Source organism: Nonomuraea coxensis DSM 45129 (genome assembly GCF_019397265.1).
GTDB lineage: Bacteria > Actinomycetota > Actinomycetes > Streptosporangiales > Streptosporangiaceae > Nonomuraea > Nonomuraea coxensis.
In genome coordinates this window covers 7,276,817-7,298,257 of sequence record NZ_CP068985.1, presented here as the reverse complement: position 1 = coordinate 7,298,257, position 21,441 = coordinate 7,276,817, and the positions used below count along the sequence as shown (strand labels likewise).

Here is a 21,441-nt window from a genome sequence, read left to right as displayed (position 1 = left end):
TCTGGAGTTGTCTGGGCCCCCACCCGCATCAAACGGTCCGTAGCTTAACGGGACCTAACCGGATTCCCTGCCGATATGGCGATAAGTGTGACGGACGACTTCAGTCGATCTCCACCGGTGTGTCCGAAGTCTCAGGTCGAGGGGTCTTCGACGGCTCCTCCGGCTCCTCCTCGGGGGGAGGGCAGGCCGCGGTGGTCCCGCTCGCCGAGTCCGCGCCGCCGCCCGCCGCCGGATCGGTCGAGGCGGTCACCGTCCACCGCGTGCCACAGGCCAGTTTTACCGGGAAGGTGAAGGTCCGCACGTACGAGGTCCCGCCCGACAGCGTCGCCGTGTCGGAGCCGCCGCCCTCGCCGCCGGTCGAGTACCTGACGGTGAGGCGTACGGGCTGGGCACTGGAGGTCAGCACCCGGACCGTGGCCGTGATGCCCTCGCTCGCGCCCGCCCGCAGCACGGTGACCTGGCGCACCTCGGGCGGGCAGGTCACGGCGGCCCGCGCGGTGGCCGTCCGGCCGCCCGCCGTCACCCGCACCGAGAGCGTCGAGCCGCACGGGCGGGAGCGGAAGGCGTGGGTGAGCGCGCGGCTGTAGGAGGTGCGGCCGGAGAGGGTGACGTTCCTGGTGGCGACGGTGTCGCCGTTCACCGCGAAGCGGGCCGTGACGGGGATCTCGCCGGTGCCGCTCGCCGTCACCCTGATCGCCGCCCGCGCGGCGCGGGCCGGCGCGGCGGGCAGGTCCAGGGCCACCCGCAGGCCGGTCACCCGGGCCGGGCAGGCCGGCACGGACACGGACCCGCTCCGCGCACCGCCGGGGGCGGCCGGGGTCGTGGTGACGGTCAGCGTGACCGTACGGCCGCAGGCGCGCTCGCCGGGGGCCCAGGTCAGCGTGCGCGTGTAGGAGGTCGAGCCGCGTAAGGCGAGGCGCTGGGTGCGGCCCGGGGCGCCGGGGACCGACCAGGCGGCGGTGGCGGTCACGGGCGCGGTGCCGCTCGCCCGGACGGTGACCGTGGCGGAGATCGCGCCGTCGGCGCCTACGACCGGCTCACCGACGTTCACCGCGAGCACGGAGGTGTCCGGCGAGGGCGTGGTCACGGTCGGGGTCGGGGTGGGCGTCGGGGTGGGCGTCGGGGTCGGCGTGGGGGTCGGGGTGGGGGTGGGCGTGGGGGTCGGGGTGCGTCGTGGCCTCGGGGTGGGGGCCCTGGAGGGCTCGCGCGTCGGCGGTGAGTCGGCCGGGCGGGAGGTGGCGGTCCGAGGCGGGCCGGAAGGCTCGTCCACCGGGACGGCGGCCTTCGGCGTGGTGGCGGGGGTGCTCTCAGGATCCTCCGAAGGCGCCGGCTCCGGCGAGACCTCCGGGGTGGACGCGGGCGTCGCCTCCGGGGTCGCCTCCGGGGTCGATGGGGTGGCCTCCGGGGTCGTCTCCGGCGTGGGCGTCCCGGCGGCGGCCTCGGGCGTGAGAGGCGTCGGCGGCACGACCACCGCCGCGCCGATCGGCCCGGACGGCGGCGGCTGCTCCCGGTTGGTGAGCAGGATCACCGACGCCACCGCCACCGCCGTGGCCAGCCCGCCGCCCATCGCCACCCGCGCCGCGTTGGCGCGCAGGCCGCGGAAGACCGTGCGGGCGAACGACGTGGACACCTCCGGCGTGGCCGCGGGCGGCGTGGGCAGCAGCAGCGCGAGCAGGCCCACCAGCGCGGCGAGCCGCCGCCGCCCGCGCTCCTCCCAGTCCTCCCCGTACGCCGCCGCGGCCGCGGCCTCCAGCTCGGCCACGAACGCCTCCGCGCCCGCCGGCCGCCGCGTCGGGTCCTTGGCCATGCCACGCCTGACCAGCTCGCGCACCGGCTCGGGCGCCTCGTGGAAGGGCACCGGAGCGTGCACGTGCTGGTAGCCGAGCACGCTGGGCTCGGTCGAGCGGTAGGGCCGGTGGCCGGTCAGGCACTCGAAGAAGACGGCGGTGGCGGCGTACACGTCGGTGGAGGGCGAGGCCGGCCGGCCCTCCCACAGCTCCGGCGCCATGTACGGCGGCGTGCCCTCGGGCAGCCCCGCCGAGCCCTGCCGCACCGCGATGCCGAAGTCGACGAGCTTGCTCACCCCGTCGTGCCGGACGAGCACGTTCTCGGGCTTGTAGTCGCGGTGCACGACGCCGCGCGCGTGGGCCGCGCCGAGGCCCAGCAGCGAGCCCTTGAGCACGGCCAGCGCCGCCTCGGGCTCGGTCGTGCCGTGCTCGCGCAGCAGCGCCCGCAGCGGCACGCCGTTGACCAGCTCCATGACGATGGCCGCGCCGCCGGCGTCCTGGACGTACTCCCACATGGTGGCGATGTGGGGGTGGCGCAGCGTGGTCAGCAGCCGCGCCTCCGACTGGAACCGCGCCACCGCCGCCGGGTCCTGGAGCAGGTGCGGGGCGAGGTACTTGACGGCGACCTCGACCCCGGTCTCGTCGTGCACGGCCAGCACGACGCGGCCGCCGGCGCCGGCGCCGAGCTGTCTGATCTGGGTGTATCCGGGGGCGGTCCAGTCCATATGCCATCTCCCATCAGGATCCGGCCCACCTGATGAGACGTACGATCAAGAGCGCGGGTTTGCCAGGTGGCCCTGATTCATGGAACTACTCCCGATGGAGGATGTGAACCGGGGGATCGATACCTTCTGGGAGCACCGGATCGGGTTCGGGCGCGCCCCACGTGGTGACCAGCGGCAGCACGCCCGCCCACACCGGCAGGCCGTAGTCCTCCTCCTCGTCCACCGGCCCGCCGCTGCGCGTCTTGACCGACGCCTCCTCCAGCGGCAGCGCGAGCACGGCGGTGGCGGCGAGCTCCTTGCGGTTCGGCGGCCGGACGTGGTCCCACTGGCCGGGCGCCAGCCGTTCCGACAGGGCCCGCAGGCCCGCCAGCAGCTCGTCGGGGTCGGTCACCAGCCTGGCCGTGCCGTAGACGATCGCCGAGCGGTAGTTGACCGAGTGGTGGAAGATCGAGCGGGCCAGCACCACGCCGTCCAGGTGCGTGACCGTCACGCACACCTCGCCGCCGTCCGCCGCGCGCAGCGACCGGGCGCCCGTGGAGCCGTGCAGGTAGAGGGTGTCGCCCAGGCGGCCGTAGCCGGTGGGCACGACCATCGGGCAGCCGTCCACGACGACGCCCAGGTGGCAGATCAGGCCGGAGTCGAGCACGTCGTACAGGTCGTTCCTGTCGGTGCTGCCGCGCTCCTTGGAGCGGCCGAGCGTGGTGCGGGGAGTGGCGGAGAGCATGGTTCGACCGTACGCGCGGAGTGGACCTAATCTGGATGGCCACTACCGACCCCTTCGTAGGGACCACTTGCGTGCGTAGCTCCGTCGACCTGCCGGTTTCCCTCTCGCGGGAGGCCGCCGTGCCGCTCACCGCCCAGCTCGCCGGCTGGCTGCGGCGGGCCATGCTGGACGGCACGCTGCCGCCCGGCGAGCGGCTGCCGTCCAGCCGGGCCCTCGCCGCCCAGCTCAAGGTGAGCAGGACCGTCGTCACGGAGGCGTACCAGCAGCTCTACGCCGAGGGATGGCTGGAGGGGCGGCACGGCTCCGGCACCTTCGTGGCGGACATGGAGACGACGGGCATGAGGACGGCGGGCATGAGGACGGCGGGCAGGGGGACGGGCGGGATCGAGACGGCGGTCACGCCGCCGCGCGAGACCCCCCAGGACCCGGCCCCGGCCGGGCCCGCCGCCGCCTTCATCGACCTCACGGCGGGCCGGCCCTGGGTGCGCGACTACGACCGGGCCGCCTGGAAGCGGGCCTGGCGCAGGGCCGGCGAGCCACCGCCCGGCGCCGACCCCGACCCGTACGGCCTGCCGCGGCTGCGCGAGCTGCTGGCCGACCACCTGCGCCGGGCGAGGGGCATGGCCGTCGGCCCGGAGAACATCCTGGTCACCAGAGGCACCGGCAACGGCCTCGACCTGTGCGCGCTCGCCCTGCTCGGCGCGGGCGCCCGCGCCGGGGTCGAGGACCCTGGCTACCACGTGGCCCGCACGGTGTTCGAGGCCCGCGGCGCCGAGATCGTGCCCTGCCCGGTGGACGCCGACGGCGTGATCGTCGACGGCCTCCCCGGCGACCTCCGCGTGCTCTACACGACCCCCGCCCACCAGTACCCGCTGGGCGGCCGGCTGCCGATCCCACGCCGCGAGCGGCTGCTGGCCTGGGCGCGGAGCACCGGCGCGACCGTCGTCGAGGACGACTACGACGCCGAGTTCCGCTACGACGTCGCCCCGCTGCCCGCGCTCTACGGCCTGGACCCGTCGCGGGTGGTGCTGCTCGGCACGCTGTCCAAGACCCTGTCGCCCGACGTCGGCGTCGGCTGGCTGGTCGGCACGCCGGAGCTGGTCGCGAGGATCGCCGGGCTGCGCCGCGCGGTCGCCGACCGGACCAGCGGCCCGGTCCAGGAGGCGGTGGCGACCCTGCTGGAGCGCGGCGACCTCGACCGGCACCTGCGCCGCATGCGCCTGGAGTACGCCCGCCGCCGCGCCGCCGTGGTCGAGCTGCTGGGACCGGTCTGCCGGCTGCGGGGCGACACCGCGGGGCTGCACGTCCTCGCCGAGCTGCCCGCCGCCGTGGTGCCCGTCGTGGTCGAGCGGGCCAGGGAGCGGGGGATCCTGCTGGACGCCACCGGCCGGCACCACCACGGCCGCGAGCGGCTGCACGGACTGGTGATCGGCTACGGCTCGGCGTCGCTGGCCGACGTGCGCAGAGGCTGCCGGGTCATCGCCGCGATCGTCAGGGAAGCGGTGGCGGCGGCGCCGTAGCGGGCTCCAGGGCGCGCAGGACGGGCAGGGAGCGGTGGACGTACATCGGGTCCACGGGGAGGGCGTGGCGGGCCCACCAGCGGGCCTGGGCGGGGTCGGGTGACGGCTCGGCGAAGCCGGGGGCGTAGTCGTCGTAGGCGGGGGCGTACAGGTAGCCGGTGGGCACGCCGTGGCGCTCCAGCTCGGCGATGGCCGCGTCCCGCTCGCGGACCAGCAGGGGGACGCGGAACAGCGGCTGGTCCAGGTGGTCGCGCACGGCGGGCGCGACGGTGGGCAGCTCGGCCAGCCGCGCCACTCCCGCGAGCCGCCGGGCGCGCTCGCCGGGCACCCTGGCCGTCCGCCGCGCCTGGTGCCAGCGGGCCATCCGGCCGCGGCGCGACCGGTAGGCGTGCAGGTCGGCGCGGACCCACGGGTCGAAGGGCGGCAGCTCGGGGGTCTCCTTGAGCGCCAGCTCCAGCGCGCCGGGGTTGAGCGGGATGCGGAAGCCGTCGCGGGGCTCCTCCAGGCCGATCGCGCGGGCGACGGCGAGCGCCGGACGCACCAGGCCGAGTCTGAGCGCGGCCTGCCGGGCCATCGAGGTGGACACGGACAGCAGGTCGGCGCCGAGTGAGCCGGGCGCCAGCAGCTCGTCGCGGGCGCGTTCGAGCGCCCGCAGGTCGGCGGGGTCCTCGACGGCCAGCACGCCGCCGGAGCCGGCGCCCGGGTGCTTGGAGAGGCTGAAGACGCCTGCCCGGCCGAACGTGCCCAGCGGCCGGCCGCCGAGATCGCTCTCCATGGCGTGGGCGACGTCCTCGATGACGATCTTGCCGGTGAAGGCCGTGACGCGGTCGGGGATGCCGTAGAGGTTGGTCGTCAGGACGGCGTCCACGGTGGCGAGGTCGGCGCGCGCGGCGTCGATGTTGCCGTCGCGCGGGTCCAGTGGGGCGATCACCGGCCGCAGCCCGGCGGCGAGCACCAGGAAGAGGATCTCGTCGGCCGAGATGGGCGACATCAGCAGGCGCTGCCCGGGCGTGCAGAAGTGCCGTAACGCCAGGTAGAGACCGAGCCGGTTGGACGGTAGCGACAGGCAGTGACGGCCCGTGCGCTCTGCGAGGTAATTCACCGAGGCATAACGCTACGGATTCGTCCGTAAGTTTTCAATGCTTTGTCCGCAGTGCGTAGGAGAAGCGGATTGGCGAGCACCATCGCGCGGGCCTTGCGCGCGGGGACGCGCATCATCCAGTGCGCGCCCGCCCCCGCGCTCGCCCTGGCGACGCGGCCCTCGGCCACCTCGAGCTCGCCGTTCTTCAGCTTCTCCTTGTACTCCTTGTGCCCGCGCCCCATGTCGATCACTTCGATGCCGGACGCGGCGGCCTGCTCGGCCATCGCGAGATGGTGGATGAGGCCGGGGGAGTACTTGGCGAAGTCGGTGTCGTAGGCGGGGAACCAGCCGGCCAGCGTGGTGCGGGTGCGCACCCCGAAGTGCCCGGCCACCGGCCGGTCGTCGACGTAGACCATGTCGAGCACGCCGGCGAAGGAGTCGGTCCTGGTGGCGAGCAGCCGCTCGACCAGCTCGACGATCCACTGGTGGGCGAAGCGGTCGGTGCGGCCGGTGCGGCGGTACTGGTCGGTCTTCCAGCCGAGCAGGGTGCGCAGCGGCTCCAGGTCGGCGACGGCGTAGTCATGGCGGAGCGGGCCGGCCTCGCGCTGGAGCTTGCGCGACTTGGCCAGCGTGCTCTTGTACGTCTTGCCGGAGTTGTCCTTGAGGAAGCGCGTGTAGTGCTCGTAGCCGTCGCGCAGGTCGATGATCGGCGACGGGTAGCGCTCGGCGCGGGCGTTCATCAGCGGCTGCCCGGAGACCAGGTGGTCGAACTCGTAGACGGCCAGGCCGCAGTCCTTGATCAGCCGGCGCGCGTCGATCTCCAGGTCCTTGACGCAGACCAGCCCCTGCGCGTCGGTCAGCCCGGCGGCGACCGGCTTGCCGATGCCCAGCGGATGGCGTTCGAAGGGGAAGAATCCCACGATGTCGGGACCGTCGTGGAGGACGGCGACCCGGACGACCTCGCGCAGCTCACCCACCGTGATCGTGAACTCGGGCGACAGGAAGGGATTGTCGAAGGCGGGATCGGACTCCTGCAGAGCCCGCCAGCGGCTCACTTCGGACGGTCCCAGCTCACGGGGGAGGGCGAGAGTGACGCGCATGTGCTCCTACAGACGGCCGCACTTTGTCCAGCGAGGGATCGGACCAGGTAATTTCAGGGTAAGTGAACCTACCGAATGCTCATCACCGCAGGTCCGGAACGTTACAAAACTCTCAGGTATCGTTCAGAACCGAGTGAGGTTCTAATGTGGGTCCATGACCGTACCTGGCATCGAGTGGCCCCGGCTGGTCGCGTGGATGGGCCGGAACGTGCCCGACGCCGGCGAGCCCCTGTCCGTGTCCCTGATCTCGGGCGGCAGGTCCAACCTGACCTACCTCGTCGAGGCGCGTGAGCGCCGGCTGGTGCTGCGCCGCCCGCCGCTCGGCCACGTGCTGCCCACTGCCCACGACATGCGGCGCGAGTGGCGCGTCATCTCCGCCCTCGCGCCGACCCCCGTGCCGGTGCCCGATCCGGTCGCCTTCTGCGGCGACGAGGACGTGATCGGCGCGCCGTTCTACCTCATGGGCCACGTGCCCGGCGCCGCCATGCGCACCCGGGAGGAGCTGGGCGACCCGCCGCCCGAGCGCGTACGCCGGCTGTCGGAGCGGCTGGCCGAGGTGCTGGCCGCCATCCACGCCGTCGACTACCGCGAGGTCGGGCTCGGCGACTTCGGCCGGCCCGAGGGCTACATGGCCCGCCAGCTCGACCGCTGGTGCCAGCAGTGGGAGCGGTCGAAGACGGCCGACCTGCCGGAGTACGACCGGCTCGTCCGCCGGCTGCGCGACCGGCTGCCCTCAGAGGCCCCCGGCACGCTCGTGCACGGCGACTACCGGCTGGACAACACCCTCGTCAGCGCCGGCGACCTGGAGATCCTGGCCGTGGTCGACTGGGAGATGTCCACGCTCGGCGATCCGCTGGCCGACCTGGGGCTCACGCTGACGTACTGGCACAGCCGCGGCGACGACGAGCGGGCGGGCATCCCGGTGGCCGGCGACGCCACGCTGGCGCCCGGGTTCCTGGACGCGGCGGAGTTCGCCGAGCACTACGCGAAGGCGTCCGGCCGGGAGATCACCGACCTCGGCTTCTACGTCGCCTTCGGGAACTTCAAGCTCGCGGTCATCATCGAGGGTATTCACGCCCGCTTCCGCCAGGGTAAGACCGTGGGGGAGGGGTTCGACCGGATCGGCGCGGCGGTGCCGACGCTCATCTCGCGCGCGCACCGCACGCTCGACCAGGTCTGATCCCGTCGCCAGGCCCGACCCCCAGGGAGTGTCATGAGCACTGTTGCACTGATCACCGGCGCGGCGAGCGGCATCGGCGCCGCCACGGCCCGTCGCCTGTCGGCGTCCGGCGCCCGGTGCGTCCTCGTCGACCTCGACGCCGAGGGCGTCGAGCGGCTGGCGAAGGAGGTCGGCGGCGTGTGGCTGGCGGCCGACGTCGGCGACCCGGACGCCTCGCTGGAGGCCGTGGCCCTGGCCGAGAGCCGCTACGGGCGGCTGGACCTCGTGCACCTCAACGCCGGGGTCACCGGGCGGGTGGACCTGGCCGACTTCGACCTCGACCGCTACCGGCAGGTCATGGGCGTCAACGTGGACGGCGTGGTGTTCGGGGCGCGCGCCGCCGTGCCGCTGCTCGAACGCGGCGGCGGCGGGGCGATCGTGGTCACCGCGTCGCTGGCCGGGCTGGTCGGCTTCGCCGGCGACCCGATCTACACGATGACCAAGCACGCCGTGGTCGGCCTGGTGCGCGCGCTGGCCGAGCCGCTCGCGGCGCGCGGCATCCGCATCAGCGCGGTCTGCCCCGGTTTCACCGACACCCCTCTTGTGGCGGCGGCCAAGGAGATGTTCACCAGCGCCGGGTTCCCGCTCCTCACGGCCGAGGACGTGGCGGCCGCCGTCGAGTCGGCCTTCTACACCGACACGCCCGGCACGCTCCTCGTCGTCCAGCCGGGACGGCAGCCGGTGCCCTACCGCTACGCCGGGGTGCCGGGCCCGGCCGGCGGCCAGCGGCCCCCGGACGTGGAACAGTGAGTCCGGGCGCGGCAAGCCACATGCAAGCGGAGCTACTACTTTAATGAGGGCCGGGCCCCGTGGCCCGGCCCTTCGAACGTTCCGCCACCTTCCGTGAGGAGCCTCCCGTGATTCCGACCGACGGCCGGCACGCGCGCCGACGATCGCCCTGGCCCATCGCCGTCGGAGCGGGAATCCTCGCGGTGGTCCTGGTGGCGGGCATCATGGTCTACGCCTCCATGCGCTCGAAGTCCCGCGAGGGGTTCTCCGGCAGCGACGTGGCCACGGCCCAGCCCGAGGCCCCCGCCCCCACGCTGGAGGCGCCGCCCGAACTGGAGGCCTGGCCGCGCTGGGGCGTCACGCACACCCAGTACAGCGCGGACAACGAGCCCGAGGAGGTCGTCGAGCAGGCGAGGGGCGTGCTCGGGCGGGTGCCGATGCTGCAGAACCAGCACATCATGGGCTGGGGCGTGGGCAACCCGGAGCCGAGCCCCGGCCGGTTCAGCTTCCGCGACCTCGACCGGCGGCTGACGTTCATGTCCTCGGCGCGGGCGGTGCCGGTCATCACGCTGTGCTGCGCGCCCGACTGGATGAAGGGCGGGCAGCCCGGCCGCACGGACTGGAGCAAGAACCACACGGTCGCGCCCGAGCCCGAGCACTTCGACGACTTCGCCGCGCTGGCCGCGCGGGTGGCCAAGCAGTACCCCACGGTCAAGCACTACATGGTGTGGAACGAGTTCAAGGGCTTCTGGGACCCGACCACCAACAAGTGGGACGCCCGCGGCTACACCGAGATGTACAACAAGGTCTACGACGCGCTGAAGAAGGTCGACAAGGACATCCAGGTCGGCGGGCCGTACATGTCGATCGGCAGCAGCACGCGCCCCGACGCCGGCGCCGAGCTGAGCGGGCCGTGGGGCACGGTGGACCAGCGGGCGCTCGACGCGATCCGCTACTGGCTGGAGCACAAGAAGGGCGCCGACTTCATCGTCGTGGACGGCGCCTCGATGACGAACGAGAAGGGGAACGTTCCCGACGACTTCACCGCCCTCGGCAAGTTCGGCGCCATCACCACCTGGCTGCGGCAGCAGAGCGGCGACCTGCCGGTGTGGTGGGCCGAGTGGTACGTCGAGCCGGAGAACTCCGGCTGGAGCGAGGAGAAGCGCACGGCGGTGCAGGCCGCGGCCCTCATGGAGTTCGCGCGCGGCGGCGTCACGACGGCCCTCTACTGGAACCCGCAGCAGAAGGACGAGGGCGAGTGCCCCGGCTGCCTGTGGGCCCCCAAGGTCGGCGGCGAGCTGCCGATGGCGGGGCTGCTGAGCGGCTTCACCAGGTGGTTCCCGAACGGGGTCCGGCTGACCGACGTCCAGTCCTCGGACCCGAGGGTGAAGGCGCTCGGCCAGGAACGCCAGGTCGTGATGGTCAACACGACCGGCGAGCAGGTGACCGCCACCGTGGACGGCCGGCAGGTCGCCCTCGCCCCGTACGAGATCAAGTGGGCCGGCCGGGGCGGCGCGTAGGCCCGCGGCTATCGTGGGGCGCGTGCCACCGGAATCACGTGTCCACCACTCGGTCTCGACCTGGCGGCAGCCGGTCCCGCCGCCGGCCTCCGCCGGCCGCGCCCTGCTGGTGTCCGAGCTGGCCGGGCGGGTCCTCGCCCGCGGCTCCGGGCGGCTGCTGGTGGGCATCGACGGCCTCACCGCGGCCGGCAAGACCAGCTTCGGCCACGAGCTGGCCGCGGAGCTCGCCGCCCGCGGCCGCACGGTTCTGCGCGCCACGCTCGACGACTTCAAGAAGCCGTGGAAGGACCGCCACCTGTACGACCGCGAGTCGGGCGAGGGCTACTACCGCAACGCCTACGACTACGACACGCTGAGGCGCGTCCTCCTCGACCCCTTCCGCTCGCCCGAGGCCGTGGCGTGCGCCCTGTGCTCCATCGACCCCCTGACCCAGGTCGACCACTCGGCCGTCACGACCCCGCTGACCGCCGACGCGGTGCTCGTCGCCGACGGCGTCTTCGCCTTCCGCCCCGAGCTCGACGGCTTCTGGGACTACCGGATCTGGATCGACGTCGACGCCGAGCTCTCGGTCCGCCGCGGCGCCGCCCGCGACCAGGACTGGGCCGGCTCGGCGGCCGAGTCGGTGCACCGCGACCGCTACCTGGCCGCCGCGCGGGTCTACCTGGCCGAGGCCGACCCGCTGGGCCGCGTGGACGCGATCGTCGACAACACCGCCTTCGACCGGCCCCGCCTCATCCTCCCGGCGGCGGGATGACCGCGCCGGCCGGGCGGCGCCAGTACGTCAGGTGCCGCAGCCACCACTCGACCGGCCCGTACCGGTGCCGTCCGAGCCACCATTGGCTGGCGAGGACCTGGACGGCGAAGACGCCGCAGGCGATCGCCACCTCCAGCGGCGGGCTGACCCGGTCCACGAGCGCCAGGCCGTAGCCGGTGAAGATCAGCGAGCAGATCAGCGACTGCGCGAGGTAGTTGGACAGCGCCATCCTGCCGGGGGCGGCGAGGACGCGGCCGAGGCCCGGCAGGTGCGGCAGCAGCCGCAGGAACGTGGCCGCGTACGCCGCCGCCAGCAGCGGGGCCGTCACCAGGTCCACCGCCTCGCCCCAGAACTTGTGCACCGCGCCGGTCCAGGCCGAGGCGGTGTAGAAGAGCGCGCCGGACAGGCCCACGGTGAAGCCGATCCACTGGAGCCTGCGCAGCGTGTCCTGGTGGGCGGAGAGGTCGCGCAGGAGGCCGAGTTTGCCCACGGCCAGCCCGATGAGGCACGCGGCCAGCACCGCCGGCCCCTGGAAGAACACCCGCAGGACGAGGATCAGCGACAGCTTGCGCACGTGCTCGGTGATGATCTGCCAGACCCCGCCGACCAGCGCCTGGTCCGAGCGGGCCGCCTCGGCGGCCGTGTCCGCCACCGTGTGGCTCATGTCCAGCCCGGTCGACGTGAGGACGGCGAGCAGCACGAACGCCAGCGCGAGCAGCGCCGTCAGCCCCACGGCCAGCACCACCGCCGCCTTGGGCGTGATCCGGCGCAGCACCAGCAGGGCGACGCCCACCGCCGCGTACGTGGTCAGGATGTCGCCGGGGAACAGCAGCACCGCGTGCGCCAGCCCCAGCAGGAACAGCCCGCCGAGCCGGCGCAGGAACATCGGCGTGAAGCGGAGGCCCTGCCGGGCGGCCGAGTCGAGCTGGAGCGTGAAGCTGTAGCCGAACAGGAAGGAGAACAGCAGGTAGAACTTGTTCTCCAGGAACAGCGTGACCGACCAGCGCACGCCCCAGTCGAGCGGCCCCTGGAACGCCGGCTCCGCGTGCCCGGCCATCCGGTAGCCGGAGGCCAGGAACGCGATGTTCACGACGAGGATGCCCAGCAGCGCGAAGCCCCTCAGCGCGTCGACCGAGGCGATCCGCGCGCCTTTACCCGTGCCGGGCGGCGCGTCCAGGATGGTGGGATGTGACTGGTGTGACCTCATCGCAGGCCATCATCCCGTACATCCTGAGAGTTTCCTGGGAATTAACTCAGCTATTTGCCGCAATATAGACGAATCGTTCGATGATCACGGCAAACGCCACCACGAACGCGGGCACCGCCAGGTAGAGCAGCCGCCTGCGCGCCTTCCTGGCCCGGTTGGGGCCGTTGAGGCGGATGACCTCGTATGCGAAGAGCGTAGCCCACGTCACCCCGAGAGCCGCGATACCGACAGGCGTCCACGGCGAGGTGGGCTCGCCCCGGGCCGACTTGTACGGCCTCGGCTCCGGCGTCTCCGTGCCGCGGACGAACTTCTTCCACGTGTAGAGCGCCGCGTCGGCGTTGGAGTAGACCCGCTTGAGGTCGGGCGAGGCGTCCAGCGCCGCGCGGAACCGCTCGCCCCAGTCGGCCGGATAGCCCTCGTTGAGCTGCAGGTAGCTCACCTGGCCGCGGCTCACCATCAGGTACGAGTTCCGCGGCTGCTCCTTCAGCGCCTTGACCGCGTCCGCGATCTGCGCCGGATCCTTGTGGACCAGCGCCTGCACGTTGAAGCTGACGATCTCGACGTCCCGCTCGCCCCACGGCATGGTCGGCGTCACCTCGGGCCCCAGCTTGGGCACCAGGTAGAGCACGCGGGCGCTCGGCTTGTCGTTCGCGTAGACGTGGTGCAGGGCCGACACCTCGCCGGTGGTGACCCGCTCGAACTTCTCGTTGCCGTAGCGGGCCAGCAGGAACGCGAAGGCGAACAGCACCGCGAAGCAGGCCGCCAGCACCACCGAGAGCTTCTTGGTGAGCCGCGGGTCGAAGCGCACGTTGCGCCTGCGCAGCGGCACGGTCTCCTCGCGCACGTCCGCGCTGTCGGCCGGCAGGTTGGGGAAGAAGGCGTACGCGGCCAGCAGGCACGCCCCCGGCAGCGCGAACATGTAGATCCGCAGCCCGATCTCGCCGCCGTAGCTCTGCAGGCCGAGCGCCAGCACCGGCACGCACAGCAGGATCAGCGCCGAACGGTCGAACACCCCGCGCCGCAGCCGCCGCACCAGACCCGTCGCGGCCAGGCTGAGGATCACCACGAGGATGCCGAGCCGGGCCTGCAGCACCATGGCGTGCGCCGGGTCGCTGCCCTCGATGCGGTCGCCGGTGTTGCTGCGCAGGTTCTGCAGGATGTTGCCGAGGCCGCCGAAGATCGCGTCGATCTGGCTCGACCAGAAGCCGACCGTCATGTAGCTGATCCAGGCCAGCACCGCCAGCCCGAGGAAGAACGGCAGCGCCCACGTCAGCGACGTCCGCCTGAAGATCAGCAGCGCCGTCAGCACGCCCAGCATCATGAACGGCGTGATCTGGTGCGAGGCCACCGACGCCAGGAACAGCGCCACCAGAAGCATGAACATGAGCAGCTTGTCGGCCCGGAACGTCCCCGTGTTGGCCAGCTCGCCCGGCGTCATCGCGTCCAGCCGGCCGATCAGCCTGCGCAGCCCCTTCGGCGCGATCGGCTTGGTGCGCGGCTCCACCCGCCCGAACCAGCGCAGCAGGATCGCCACCCACGCCAGGTAGAGCGCGAACGTGAAGCCCTGCGGCGAGAAGTAGTCCTGGCCGATCCACTGCACCAGGACGAACAGCAGCGCCGCGAACCAGCGCGCCCGCGTCGTCGCCACCACCTGACGCAGGATCAGGACGAACGGCAGCAGATAGAGCAGGTTGGACAGGAGCGGCGTCCACTGGAGGATCGTCGTCATGTCCTGGATGCCGGCCGCCTTCGTGACGAACGCGAACAACGCGAAGAAGCCCGGCCAGCCCATGCGGGCGTCGATGCTGATCGCCGACTCGCCGGTCCTGCTGATGAACTCCACGAAACCGGCATGGATGTAGGCGGTCGGGAAACGCGGCTCCGACGCCACCAGCGCGCCCGCGCCGTGCAGCGCGAACGTGATGGCCGCGATCTGGAACAGCAGCAGGAACTTGCGGTCGGTGCTCTGGGCGACCGTGACGAAGAACGACACGATCATGATGAGGATCGCCAGGAACGCCGTCGCCGGGAGCGCGGAGATCAGTCCCAGGCCGTCGATGTCGGCCGGATCCACGCCGCGGAAGGGCCCCGGGGGGACCTTCAGGGCGAGGACGTACATGACCAGGCCCTCCAGCACCAGCAGGACCGGCAGCCACTTGGGGGCGCTCGCCAGCAACGCCCCGAGCCGCCCCAGGACCCCACCGGCCGTCCCGGCCCCCTTGTCCGCGACCCCGCCCTTCCCGGCAACCCCGGGCGCCGGCGCAGCGGCGACGTCCGGCGCGACGGCCGGCGTGGCAGGAGGAGGGGCAGGGGGAGGGGGAGCGAGGGTGGAGGCGGCCGTGGCACCGGACCGACGCGCGACATCGGGCGCAGCCGTCGAGACGGGCCTCGCCGCGGCATCGGGCGCGACATTGGGCACGGCATTGGGCGCGACATTCGGCACGGCATTCGGCACGGCATTGGGCGCGGACCCGGCAACGGGAGCCGCCGCCGCACCGCTCGCAGGTGCACGAAGCGGGATGGACGCCCGCGACACGGCCCGCGTCGTCTCCGCCGCCCCCGCTCCGGAAGCGGGCCCAGCACCAGCGGACCCTCCAGAAGCGGGTCCTTCCGCGGCGGACGTACCAGGCTGAGGCGTCTTGGAAGTGGGGCGCGCCGTCTCGGCGGCGGGAACGGAAGCCTCGGCGTCCTCAGCGTCGTCGTCAGGGGTGGGGCGGGCGTCCAGGGACGTAGCCGCCTCCGGCCGCGTCCCCGGGGGAACGGGCATGGAGACCGTTCCGGCGGTCGACAGGTCGGCGGCCTCCTCCATCGTCGGCGGTCGGCCGATGTGGAGGGCGGGGATGCGGAACGTGGCGGTCTGGTCCGCGGCACGCTCGTCGGCGTCCCCGCCGGCAGAGCTGTTCCCGCCGGCACCGGCACCGTCCCCGCCGACAGGGCTGTCCCCGCCGTCCCCGGCCTCGTCGCCGCCGGCGGCGCCCTCGACAGAGGCGTCTTCAGCAGGGGCGTCTTCAGCAGGGGCGTCTTCGGCAGGGGCGTCGGCGCCCGCGGGCTCGCTGGAGCTCGTGCCGGGACCGCGGCCGGAGGGCTCCTCGTCGAACGTCAGTCTGGGGATGATCCCCGTAGCGTCCGGATCGAAGGGCACGTCCGACTCCTCCTTGTCCCCGCGCACGTCCGAGGAGCCGCCGCTCCCCTTCCTCATGCCATCGCCGTCCCGTTGCCTCACGCTGACCATCATGAGGCCCCGGACAACCCCTGGGTGACAGTCTCCCGCCCTGTTTCGTCGATTCTGAGAATTTTACGGAGCTTTCCGAAGATCAAAATCGCCATGAGAAGCTCGCTGAAGAGCAGCCCGTACCCCACGGCGTTCACGTTAGCGAACGGGAACAGCGCCATCGTGGACACCAGCACCAGCGCGGCGAGTCCGATCTGCACGGCCGCGAGCGCCCGCGCCCTGCTCTGGGCCCGCAGCGCGCTCAGGTACACCTCGATCAGCACCCGCGGCAGCACGGCCAGCGCCATCAGCCGCAGCAGCAGCGTGCCCTCCTCGGCGAACTCCGAGCCGAAGATGGTCAGGATGAGCGGCGCGCCGAGGATCGCCACGGTGATGATCGGCGTCACGATCATGAACGCCCGCCGCAGCGCCCGCCGGCAGTTCTCGGCCAGCCGCGCCCGGTCGAAGGAGCCCTCGACGGTGAGCGAGACGGCCATGTTCATGGCCAGCAGCTCGATCATGCTGGCCAGCGTGTGGGCCATGGAGAAGCGCCCGAACGTGGCCTCGCCCACCTGCGTGGCGACGACCACGGGCACGAGGTAGACGATCGCCAGGATCGACAGCGTCCCGGGGAAGTCGCCCGCCAGGAACCGCCCGACCTCCCGCAGCCGCGGCGGCTCCTGCGCCGGGTCGGCCTGCTTGACGTGCCGCGGCACGACGAAGCCGAAGATCAGCCAGTTGATCGGGATGAGCGCGAGCGCGGTCGGGATCATCCAGGAGACGAAGATCCCGCCCGAGGGCAGCGCGCCCGCCAGCGCGACCAGCAGCCCCATCTTGACCAGGCCGAAGACGAGGTTGTTGAACGGCACGATGGTCGCCCGCCGCAGCCCGGTCAGCACCACGTCCTGGAGCGTGAAGACCGCCCACACGAGGACGGACCCCAGGAAGAACAGTCCGGGCCCGAACCCGCCCAGCACCTGGTACGTCCGCCCCCACATCGGCAGGGTCAGCAGGAAGCCGAGCGCCGCCACCCCCCCGGTGGCGGCGGCCAGCCCGTACCCCCTGAGGATCAGCTCAGGGGTGCGGCGGCCCGCCACCGGCAGGAAGCGGGCCAGCGCGCCGACGAAGCCGAGCGCGGTCAGCGACGCGAACAGCCGCATCGCGGTGATGACGGCCTGCCCGCGGCCGAACTCCTCGGGCGTGTAGTAGTGCGCGGCGAGCAGCCAGTAGCCCATGCCGAGCACGCCGGTGACGACGGTGTTGGCCATGAGGGCATAGCCCTGGCGGAAGAGCGGGTTGCGCAGATCGTGGAGGATCCTGCCCCGGACGCTAGACATTTCCGCGCACCCGCTGCAGCCCGTACCTCGTGCGCCGCACGACCGCGTACCCCTTGGTGAGGATGCGCTCGCGCAGGTAGATGAGGGGCACGGCGTTGCCTTCGACGGCGCGCTTGAACATGCCGATGGTCTGGCCCTTGCCGACCGTCAGCCGGGGGATGGCGAGGATGTCGTGGCGATCGGCGGCGATCGTGTTGTTGACGGCGCAGGCGGCGAAGTAGCCCGCCTTGCGCACCTCACGGCGTACGCGGGCGCTGCTGTAGCCGTACGGGTAGGCCATGGTGGCGACCGGCGCGCCGATCTTCTCCTCCAGCAGGCCCTTGTTCCTGCGCAGCTCCTGGCGCAGCTCGTCGTCGGGGAGCTGGTCGAGCTGGGGGTGGCTGTGGCTGTGGCCGCCGATCTCGATGCCGGTCTGCGCGGCCTCGCGGGCCTGCCCCCAGGACAGCATGGCGTCCAGGGGGCGGCCCGCGGCCTCGGCCCCGGCGTCGGCGACCCAGCCGCTGGTCAGGAAGACCGTGGCGGGGAAGCCGTAACGTTCCAGCAGCGGCAGCGCGTGGCTGTGGAAGTCGGCGTAGCCGTCGTCGAAGGTCAGCACGACCGGCTTGGCCGGCACGCTGTGACCGTCGATCCCGTTGAGCGCGGCCACCAGGTCGCCCAGGGTGAGCGGGGTGAAGCCGGCGCTCCTCAGGTGGTCGAGCTGCTCCTCCAGGTCGCCGGGACGCACGGCGTGCGGCTTGGTGTCGTCGTTGGGCGTGTCCGTGACGGAGTGGTACATCAGGATCGGTACGCGGGTCATGACCGTGCCACCTTCAGCCGCGCGGAGCCGACCACGTAGCCCCAGGTCGTCCAGGCCAGCCCGATGACGATCGCGAACGCCCGCCCGAGCCCGCCGAGGTCGCCGCGCAGCGCCTCGCCGAGGCCGCGCAGCGCGCCCAGCGGCAGCGTCTTCATGGCGTGGGCGCGCTCGCTGGACAGCCCGTCCTGGGTGCCGACCTCCCGCGTCACCAGCGCCTTCGACAGCCCTTCCGCGTAGCACCGCGACCGGAAGTACCCGAACCGCTCCCGCTGCGCGGACACCTTGTGCCCGATGAGCGCGCGCGGCTCGAACAGCATGACCGAGCCGGGCTTGCGCTGGCTCAGCCGGATGCAGAACTCGGTCTCCTCGCACCCGAGCGGCCGCGACTTGCGTCCCTGCACGCTGCGCCCGATGCCGCTGTGGAAGCCGCCCACCTCGGACACGGCGTCGCGCAGGAACGCGGCGTTGCCGCCCATGACGTTGCGGATCGGCGCACGCACCGCGGGCATGCCGCGGTAGGTGCAGCCGACCGTCCAGTCGAACTCGTACGGGAACCACCCCGGCCGCCGCCCCGAGGCCCAGATGGGCTCGGTGCGGCCGCCCACGCCCACCACGCCGGGTTCCTGGAAGCCCTCCTCCAAAGCTTCCAGCCATCCCGGATCGGCTACGGCGTCGTCGTCGAGGAAGGCGACGATCTCGCCGCCCGCGGTCGCGACGCCGGTGTTCTTGCCGCCGGACAGCCCTTTGTCGTGGGTGTTCTCCACGACGACGGCCTGCGGGTATGCGCGCTTGAGCTTGAGATGCAGCTCGGGGTTGTGGTCGACGACCAGGATCAGCTCGTGTGCCGGGCGTGTCTGGTTCTCGACCGACTCGACTGCCTGCCTGATGTCCTCCCACCGGTCCTCGGTGTAGACGCAGATGACAACAGACGTGTTCACAACATGCCTCTTAACGGGAAATTACGCGACGCCCCGGTCGGCTGCGGGCTGGGCCGTCGGCTCGGGCTGCGGGGCGCTGGGCTGGCGGCGCCACTCCTTCAGGATGGTCTTGAGCACGCGGAAACCGTCGCGCACGACGTGCAGGTTGCTCTCGCCGTGAATGCGGTTGCGCTCGTGGCTCGGCACCTCGTACACCTTCAGCCCGGCCTTGGCCGCCCGCACGTTCATCAGCGTCTCGACCTCGAAGCCGTCGCAGTCGAGGTTGAGCACGTCGAGGTGACGGGCCCAGAAGGCGTTGTAGCCGTAGCACAGGTCGGTGTACTTGGTGTTGTACATCACGTTGACGATGCCGGTGAGCACCTTGTTGCCCAGGCGCCGGTTGATCGTCAGGTCGTCGCTGCCGCCACCCGAGGCGTAGCGTGAGCCCTTGACGAAGTCGGCGCCGGTGACCAGTGCTCCCACGAAGTTGATGATCTCACGGCCGTCGGTGGAGCCGTCGGCGTCGATCATCACGATGATGTCGCTGGTGCAGGCGGCGAAGCCGGCGGCCAGGGCGTCGCCCTTGCCCTTGCCGGTCTGGGTGACCACCTTGACGTTGGGGCGCAGGCGCTTGGCCACGGCCACCGTGTCGTCGACGGAGTTGCCGTCGACGAGGACGATCTCGTCGATCCACTGTGGGATCGTGGCGAAGACGTGCGGCAGGTTCTCGGCCTCGTTCATCGCCGGGACGACCACGCTCACCGTCGGCGAGATGGCGAGGTGCGGGGTGACGGGCGTGAAGCTGCTGGGCGGCGGCATGGAACGGAGGGGCGAGGTGTGGGCCTTGCCGTTGTGCTTGGTGATCTCGGGACTCATGGCGAGGGAAATCCTTCCGGGACCCTCCGCTGCGAGCCGGTCTGCACCGTTCCCGGGTGCTGCGGAAACGGCGATGCCGGTGACGGGTGCATCGGACGGTCCTGTGGAGTGAGGGTGTACGGGATGCCGGGCTGCTGTGGTGCTGGGGTGGGAGCGGTCAGCGCGCTCCCGTCGCTTCGTTCGCTACTGCGTTGGGTGACTCCTGTTGCTGCTGCATCGAGGTGCGCACCCGACCGAAACCCTTCAGGACGCGGTCGGCCGCTCTATAGAGAGACGGTCGGTCCATGACAATTGTTCGGGCTTTGTTGAAAGGAGTTCGGCCCATCCAGTGCACGGCCGCTGACGCGGACGGCCGTGACACCCGGCCTTCGGCGACGTACAGGGTGCCGCTCTTGAGCCAGTCCTTGTACTCCTTGCCGCCCTTGCCCATGTCCACCATGTGCAGGCCGGACTGCGCGGCCGCCTCGGCCATCTGCAGGTGGTGGACGATCCCGGGCGAGTAGCGGGCGTACTCGGTGTCGTAGGCGGGGAACCACCCTACAAGCGTGGTCGCCGTACGGAGCCCGAAATGCCCGGCCACCGGTACGTCACCGGCATAAAGCATGGTCAGAACGCCCCCGAAGTCCGATGCGTTCTCGGCATGCATCATCTCGGTCAGCTCGACGATCCACGGCTGGGCGAAGCGGTCCACGCGGCCGGTGCGGCGGTACTGGTCGGACTTCCAGGCCAGCAGGATCCGCAGGACCTCAGGGTCGGGCGTGGACCAGGCGAAGCGCAGCTCGCCCTGCTCGCGGCCGAGCTTGCGCTCCTTGTAGCGAACGGTCTTGAGGTTCTTGGGGGAGTTGGACTTCACCTGCTCCAGCCAGGCCTCGAAGCCCTGGGTGAAGTCCATCACGGGGGCGGGGCGGACGTCCTGCTCGTAAGGGGCGAACGTCGGCTGCCCGGCCACCATGTGGTCGAAGTCGAAGACGCTGAGCTTGCAGGCGCGCAGCAGGGCCTTGGCGTCGAGCCGCAGCTCCGGGCCGGAGATCAGGCCGTGACACGTGGTCAGGAAGCCGCCGAGCGGCTTGCCGATGCCGAAGCTGTGCCGCTCGTAGGGGAAGAACCCGGCGATGCGGCCGCCGTCGCTGACGACCGCCACCCTCACGTAGTCGCGCAGACGGTCCATCGCCACGGCGAACTCGACCGACAGGAACGGGTTGTCCAGACTCGGGTCGGCCTTCTGCAGCTCACGCCATCGGTCGCGCTCGGCCTCGCCGAGCTCTCCCGGCCGAACTACCTGGATTTTCACCTTGCCCTGGCCCCCTGTTCGGTCTGCATGGTCTTCCCCCGGTACAAGACGCGCAGCACGTACATGAACCCGCCGAGGACGGCGACGGTCGCGACACCGGCTCTCGGGGACCACGCTCCGAACAGGAGCATGGCCTCGGCGAGCAGAACGTTCATGACGAGACTTGCCGCGGCTCCCACGGACAGTGCGGCGAGGGGGTCACGATCGCGCAGCAACCCCACGACCGCCGCTCCTGGCACGACGAGCAGGAACAAGGAGATCAGGAAGGGCCGCAGCGGCGTCTGGATGTCGAACAGGGCCACCGCCGCTCCGGCGACGCAGGCCAGCCCCACCACCCAGGCGAGGGCCTTGCGGCGTTGCTTGAGCATTTCCCGATTCTCTCCTGCTCTCAACTGGTCACAGCACGATTGATCGCAGTTCATGGGACCAATCCGTGCCCGGACACGTCAATGCCGACGCTTGGCGACGCGCCTCGGTTTACCGGCAGGCAGAGTTTTCTCGTGTGATCTTCACCACACGCTCAAGTGGTCTCCGGCCCCGACGCGGTCCCCAAGCACACCAGAATGCCCTATGCGGCATGGGATCCACGAGTCGGGGTCCGCTATGTCCCCGTTTGTCGATAAATTTTCAGTCTACCGTCCGTTGAT

17 protein-coding genes are annotated in these 21,441 nt (G+C 71.8%); 5 read left to right on the top strand and 12 right to left on the bottom strand.

Annotation, left to right across the window (positions count from 1 at the left end):
- Positions 1 to 100: 100 nt before the first annotated feature.
- Positions 101 to 2,512, bottom strand: a complete 2,412-nt coding sequence (locus Nocox_RS34125) for a serine/threonine-protein kinase (protein WP_020541307.1) — start codon at positions 2,510 to 2,512, stop codon at positions 101 to 103.
- 85 nt (positions 2,513 to 2,597) lie between these two features.
- Positions 2,598 to 3,236, bottom strand: a complete 639-nt coding sequence (locus Nocox_RS34120) for a pyridoxamine 5'-phosphate oxidase family protein (RefSeq protein ID WP_020541306.1) — start codon at positions 3,234 to 3,236, stop codon at positions 2,598 to 2,600.
- Positions 3,237 to 3,307: 71 nt separating this feature from the next.
- Between Nocox_RS34120 and pdxR the strand changes: the two genes are divergently transcribed.
- A complete protein-coding gene (pdxR, locus tag Nocox_RS34115) occupies positions 3,308 to 4,756 on the top strand; it encodes a MocR-like pyridoxine biosynthesis transcription factor PdxR (protein ID WP_020541305.1) in 1,449 nt (482 codons plus the stop codon).
- On the opposite strand, the gene Nocox_RS34110 is transcribed toward pdxR, so the two are convergent.
- Both Nocox_RS34110 and Nocox_RS34105 read right to left on the bottom strand, forming a co-directional pair.
- Positions 4,728 to 5,858 (bottom strand): DegT/DnrJ/EryC1/StrS family aminotransferase, encoded by a 1,131-nt coding sequence (locus Nocox_RS34110; RefSeq protein ID WP_020541304.1) that lies wholly within the window; start codon positions 5,856 to 5,858, stop codon positions 4,728 to 4,730. The genes pdxR and Nocox_RS34110 overlap by 29 nt on opposite strands.
- Entirely contained in the window at positions 5,855 to 6,937 is a 1,083-nt protein-coding gene (locus Nocox_RS34105) for a GNAT family N-acetyltransferase (protein WP_026213942.1), read from the bottom strand. The genes Nocox_RS34110 and Nocox_RS34105 overlap by 4 nt, the downstream gene beginning before the upstream one ends.
- 154 nt (positions 6,938 to 7,091) lie before the next feature.
- Between Nocox_RS34105 and Nocox_RS34100 the strand changes: the two genes are divergently transcribed.
- From Nocox_RS34100 to Nocox_RS34085, 4 genes are all read left to right on the top strand, one after another.
- The gene (locus tag Nocox_RS34100; RefSeq protein ID WP_020541302.1) at positions 7,092 to 8,117 is read left to right on the top strand and encodes a phosphotransferase family protein; all 1,026 of its coding nucleotides are present in this window, start codon (positions 7,092 to 7,094) and stop codon (positions 8,115 to 8,117) included.
- 33 nt (positions 8,118 to 8,150) lie between these two features.
- Positions 8,151 to 8,906 (top strand): SDR family oxidoreductase, encoded by a 756-nt coding sequence (locus Nocox_RS34095; protein ID WP_020541301.1) that lies wholly within the window; start codon positions 8,151 to 8,153, stop codon positions 8,904 to 8,906.
- A 107-nt stretch (positions 8,907 to 9,013) separates the two neighbouring features.
- Positions 9,014 to 10,405 carry a GH39 family glycosyl hydrolase gene (locus tag Nocox_RS34090; RefSeq protein WP_246649649.1) on the top strand — a complete coding sequence of 464 codons (1,392 nt, stop codon included), beginning with the start codon at positions 9,014 to 9,016 and terminating at the stop codon, positions 10,403 to 10,405.
- Between the two features lie 22 nt (positions 10,406 to 10,427).
- Positions 10,428 to 11,159 (top strand): nucleoside/nucleotide kinase family protein, encoded by a 732-nt coding sequence (locus Nocox_RS34085; RefSeq protein ID WP_020541299.1) that lies wholly within the window; start codon positions 10,428 to 10,430, stop codon positions 11,157 to 11,159.
- Here Nocox_RS34085 and Nocox_RS34080 read toward each other — a convergent pair.
- The 8 genes from Nocox_RS34080 to Nocox_RS34045 all read right to left on the bottom strand — a co-directional run bounded on the left by Nocox_RS34080 (position 11,137) and on the right by Nocox_RS34045 (position 21,162).
- Positions 11,137 to 12,366 carry a DUF418 domain-containing protein gene (locus Nocox_RS34080; protein WP_020541298.1) on the bottom strand — a complete coding sequence of 410 codons (1,230 nt, stop codon included), beginning with the start codon at positions 12,364 to 12,366 and terminating at the stop codon, positions 11,137 to 11,139. The genes Nocox_RS34085 and Nocox_RS34080 overlap by 23 nt on opposite strands.
- Before the next feature lie 46 nt (positions 12,367 to 12,412).
- Complete coding sequence (locus tag Nocox_RS34075) at positions 12,413 to 14,542, bottom strand: hypothetical protein (RefSeq protein WP_051112460.1); 2,130 nt, start codon at positions 14,540 to 14,542, stop codon at positions 12,413 to 12,415.
- A gap of 1,055 nt (positions 14,543 to 15,597) precedes the next feature.
- The gene (locus tag Nocox_RS34070; RefSeq protein WP_051112459.1) at positions 15,598 to 16,914 is read right to left on the bottom strand and encodes a lipopolysaccharide biosynthesis protein; all 1,317 of its coding nucleotides are present in this window, start codon (positions 16,912 to 16,914) and stop codon (positions 15,598 to 15,600) included.
- The gene (locus Nocox_RS34065; RefSeq protein WP_020541297.1) at positions 16,907 to 17,710 is read right to left on the bottom strand and encodes a polysaccharide deacetylase family protein; all 804 of its coding nucleotides are present in this window, start codon (positions 17,708 to 17,710) and stop codon (positions 16,907 to 16,909) included. Before Nocox_RS34065 ends, Nocox_RS34070 begins: the two co-directional genes overlap by 8 nt.
- On the bottom strand, positions 17,707 to 18,648 hold the full coding sequence (locus tag Nocox_RS34060) for a glycosyltransferase family 2 protein (protein WP_020541296.1): 942 nt from the start codon (positions 18,646 to 18,648) through the stop codon (positions 17,707 to 17,709). Before Nocox_RS34060 ends, Nocox_RS34065 begins: the two co-directional genes overlap by 4 nt.
- 21 nt (positions 18,649 to 18,669) lie before the next feature.
- Positions 18,670 to 19,503, bottom strand: a complete 834-nt coding sequence (locus Nocox_RS34055; RefSeq protein ID WP_020541295.1) for a glycosyltransferase family 2 protein — start codon at positions 19,501 to 19,503, stop codon at positions 18,670 to 18,672.
- A gap of 157 nt (positions 19,504 to 19,660) precedes the next feature.
- A complete protein-coding gene (locus tag Nocox_RS34050; RefSeq protein WP_020541294.1) occupies positions 19,661 to 20,794 on the bottom strand; it encodes a GNAT family N-acetyltransferase in 1,134 nt (377 codons plus the stop codon).
- Positions 20,791 to 21,162: a hypothetical protein gene (locus Nocox_RS34045; protein WP_020541293.1), complete on the bottom strand. Its 372-nt coding sequence runs from the start codon at positions 21,160 to 21,162 to the stop codon at positions 20,791 to 20,793. Before Nocox_RS34045 ends, Nocox_RS34050 begins: the two co-directional genes overlap by 4 nt.
- Positions 21,163 to 21,441: the final 279 nt, after the last annotated feature.

Excerpts from the sequence above, each read along its gene's own strand:
- Nocox_RS34125 (WP_020541307.1), bottom strand. The coding sequence starts at position 2,512 with ATGGACTGGACCGCCCCCGGATACACCCAGATCAGACAGCTCGGCGCC.
- Nocox_RS34120 (WP_020541306.1), bottom strand. The coding sequence starts at position 3,236 with ATGCTCTCCGCCACTCCCCGCACCACGCTCGGCCGCTCCAAGGAGCGC.
- Nocox_RS34105 (WP_026213942.1), bottom strand. The coding sequence starts at position 6,937 with ATGCGCGTCACTCTCGCCCTCCCCCGTGAGCTGGGACCGTCCGAAGTG.
- Nocox_RS34100 (WP_020541302.1), top strand. The coding sequence starts at position 7,092 with ATGACCGTACCTGGCATCGAGTGGCCCCGGCTGGTCGCGTGGATGGGC.
- Nocox_RS34095 (WP_020541301.1), top strand. The coding sequence starts at position 8,151 with ATGAGCACTGTTGCACTGATCACCGGCGCGGCGAGCGGCATCGGCGCC.
- Nocox_RS34080 (WP_020541298.1), bottom strand. The coding sequence starts at position 12,366 with ATGAGGTCACACCAGTCACATCCCACCATCCTGGACGCGCCGCCCGGC.
- Nocox_RS34070 (WP_051112459.1), bottom strand. The coding sequence starts at position 16,914 with ATGTCTAGCGTCCGGGGCAGGATCCTCCACGATCTGCGCAACCCGCTC.
- Nocox_RS34065 (WP_020541297.1), bottom strand. The coding sequence starts at position 17,710 with ATGACCCGCGTACCGATCCTGATGTACCACTCCGTCACGGACACGCCC.
- Nocox_RS34055 (WP_020541295.1), bottom strand. The coding sequence starts at position 19,503 with ATGAGTCCCGAGATCACCAAGCACAACGGCAAGGCCCACACCTCGCCC.
- Nocox_RS34045 (WP_020541293.1), bottom strand. The coding sequence starts at position 21,162 with ATGCTCAAGCAACGCCGCAAGGCCCTCGCCTGGGTGGTGGGGCTGGCC.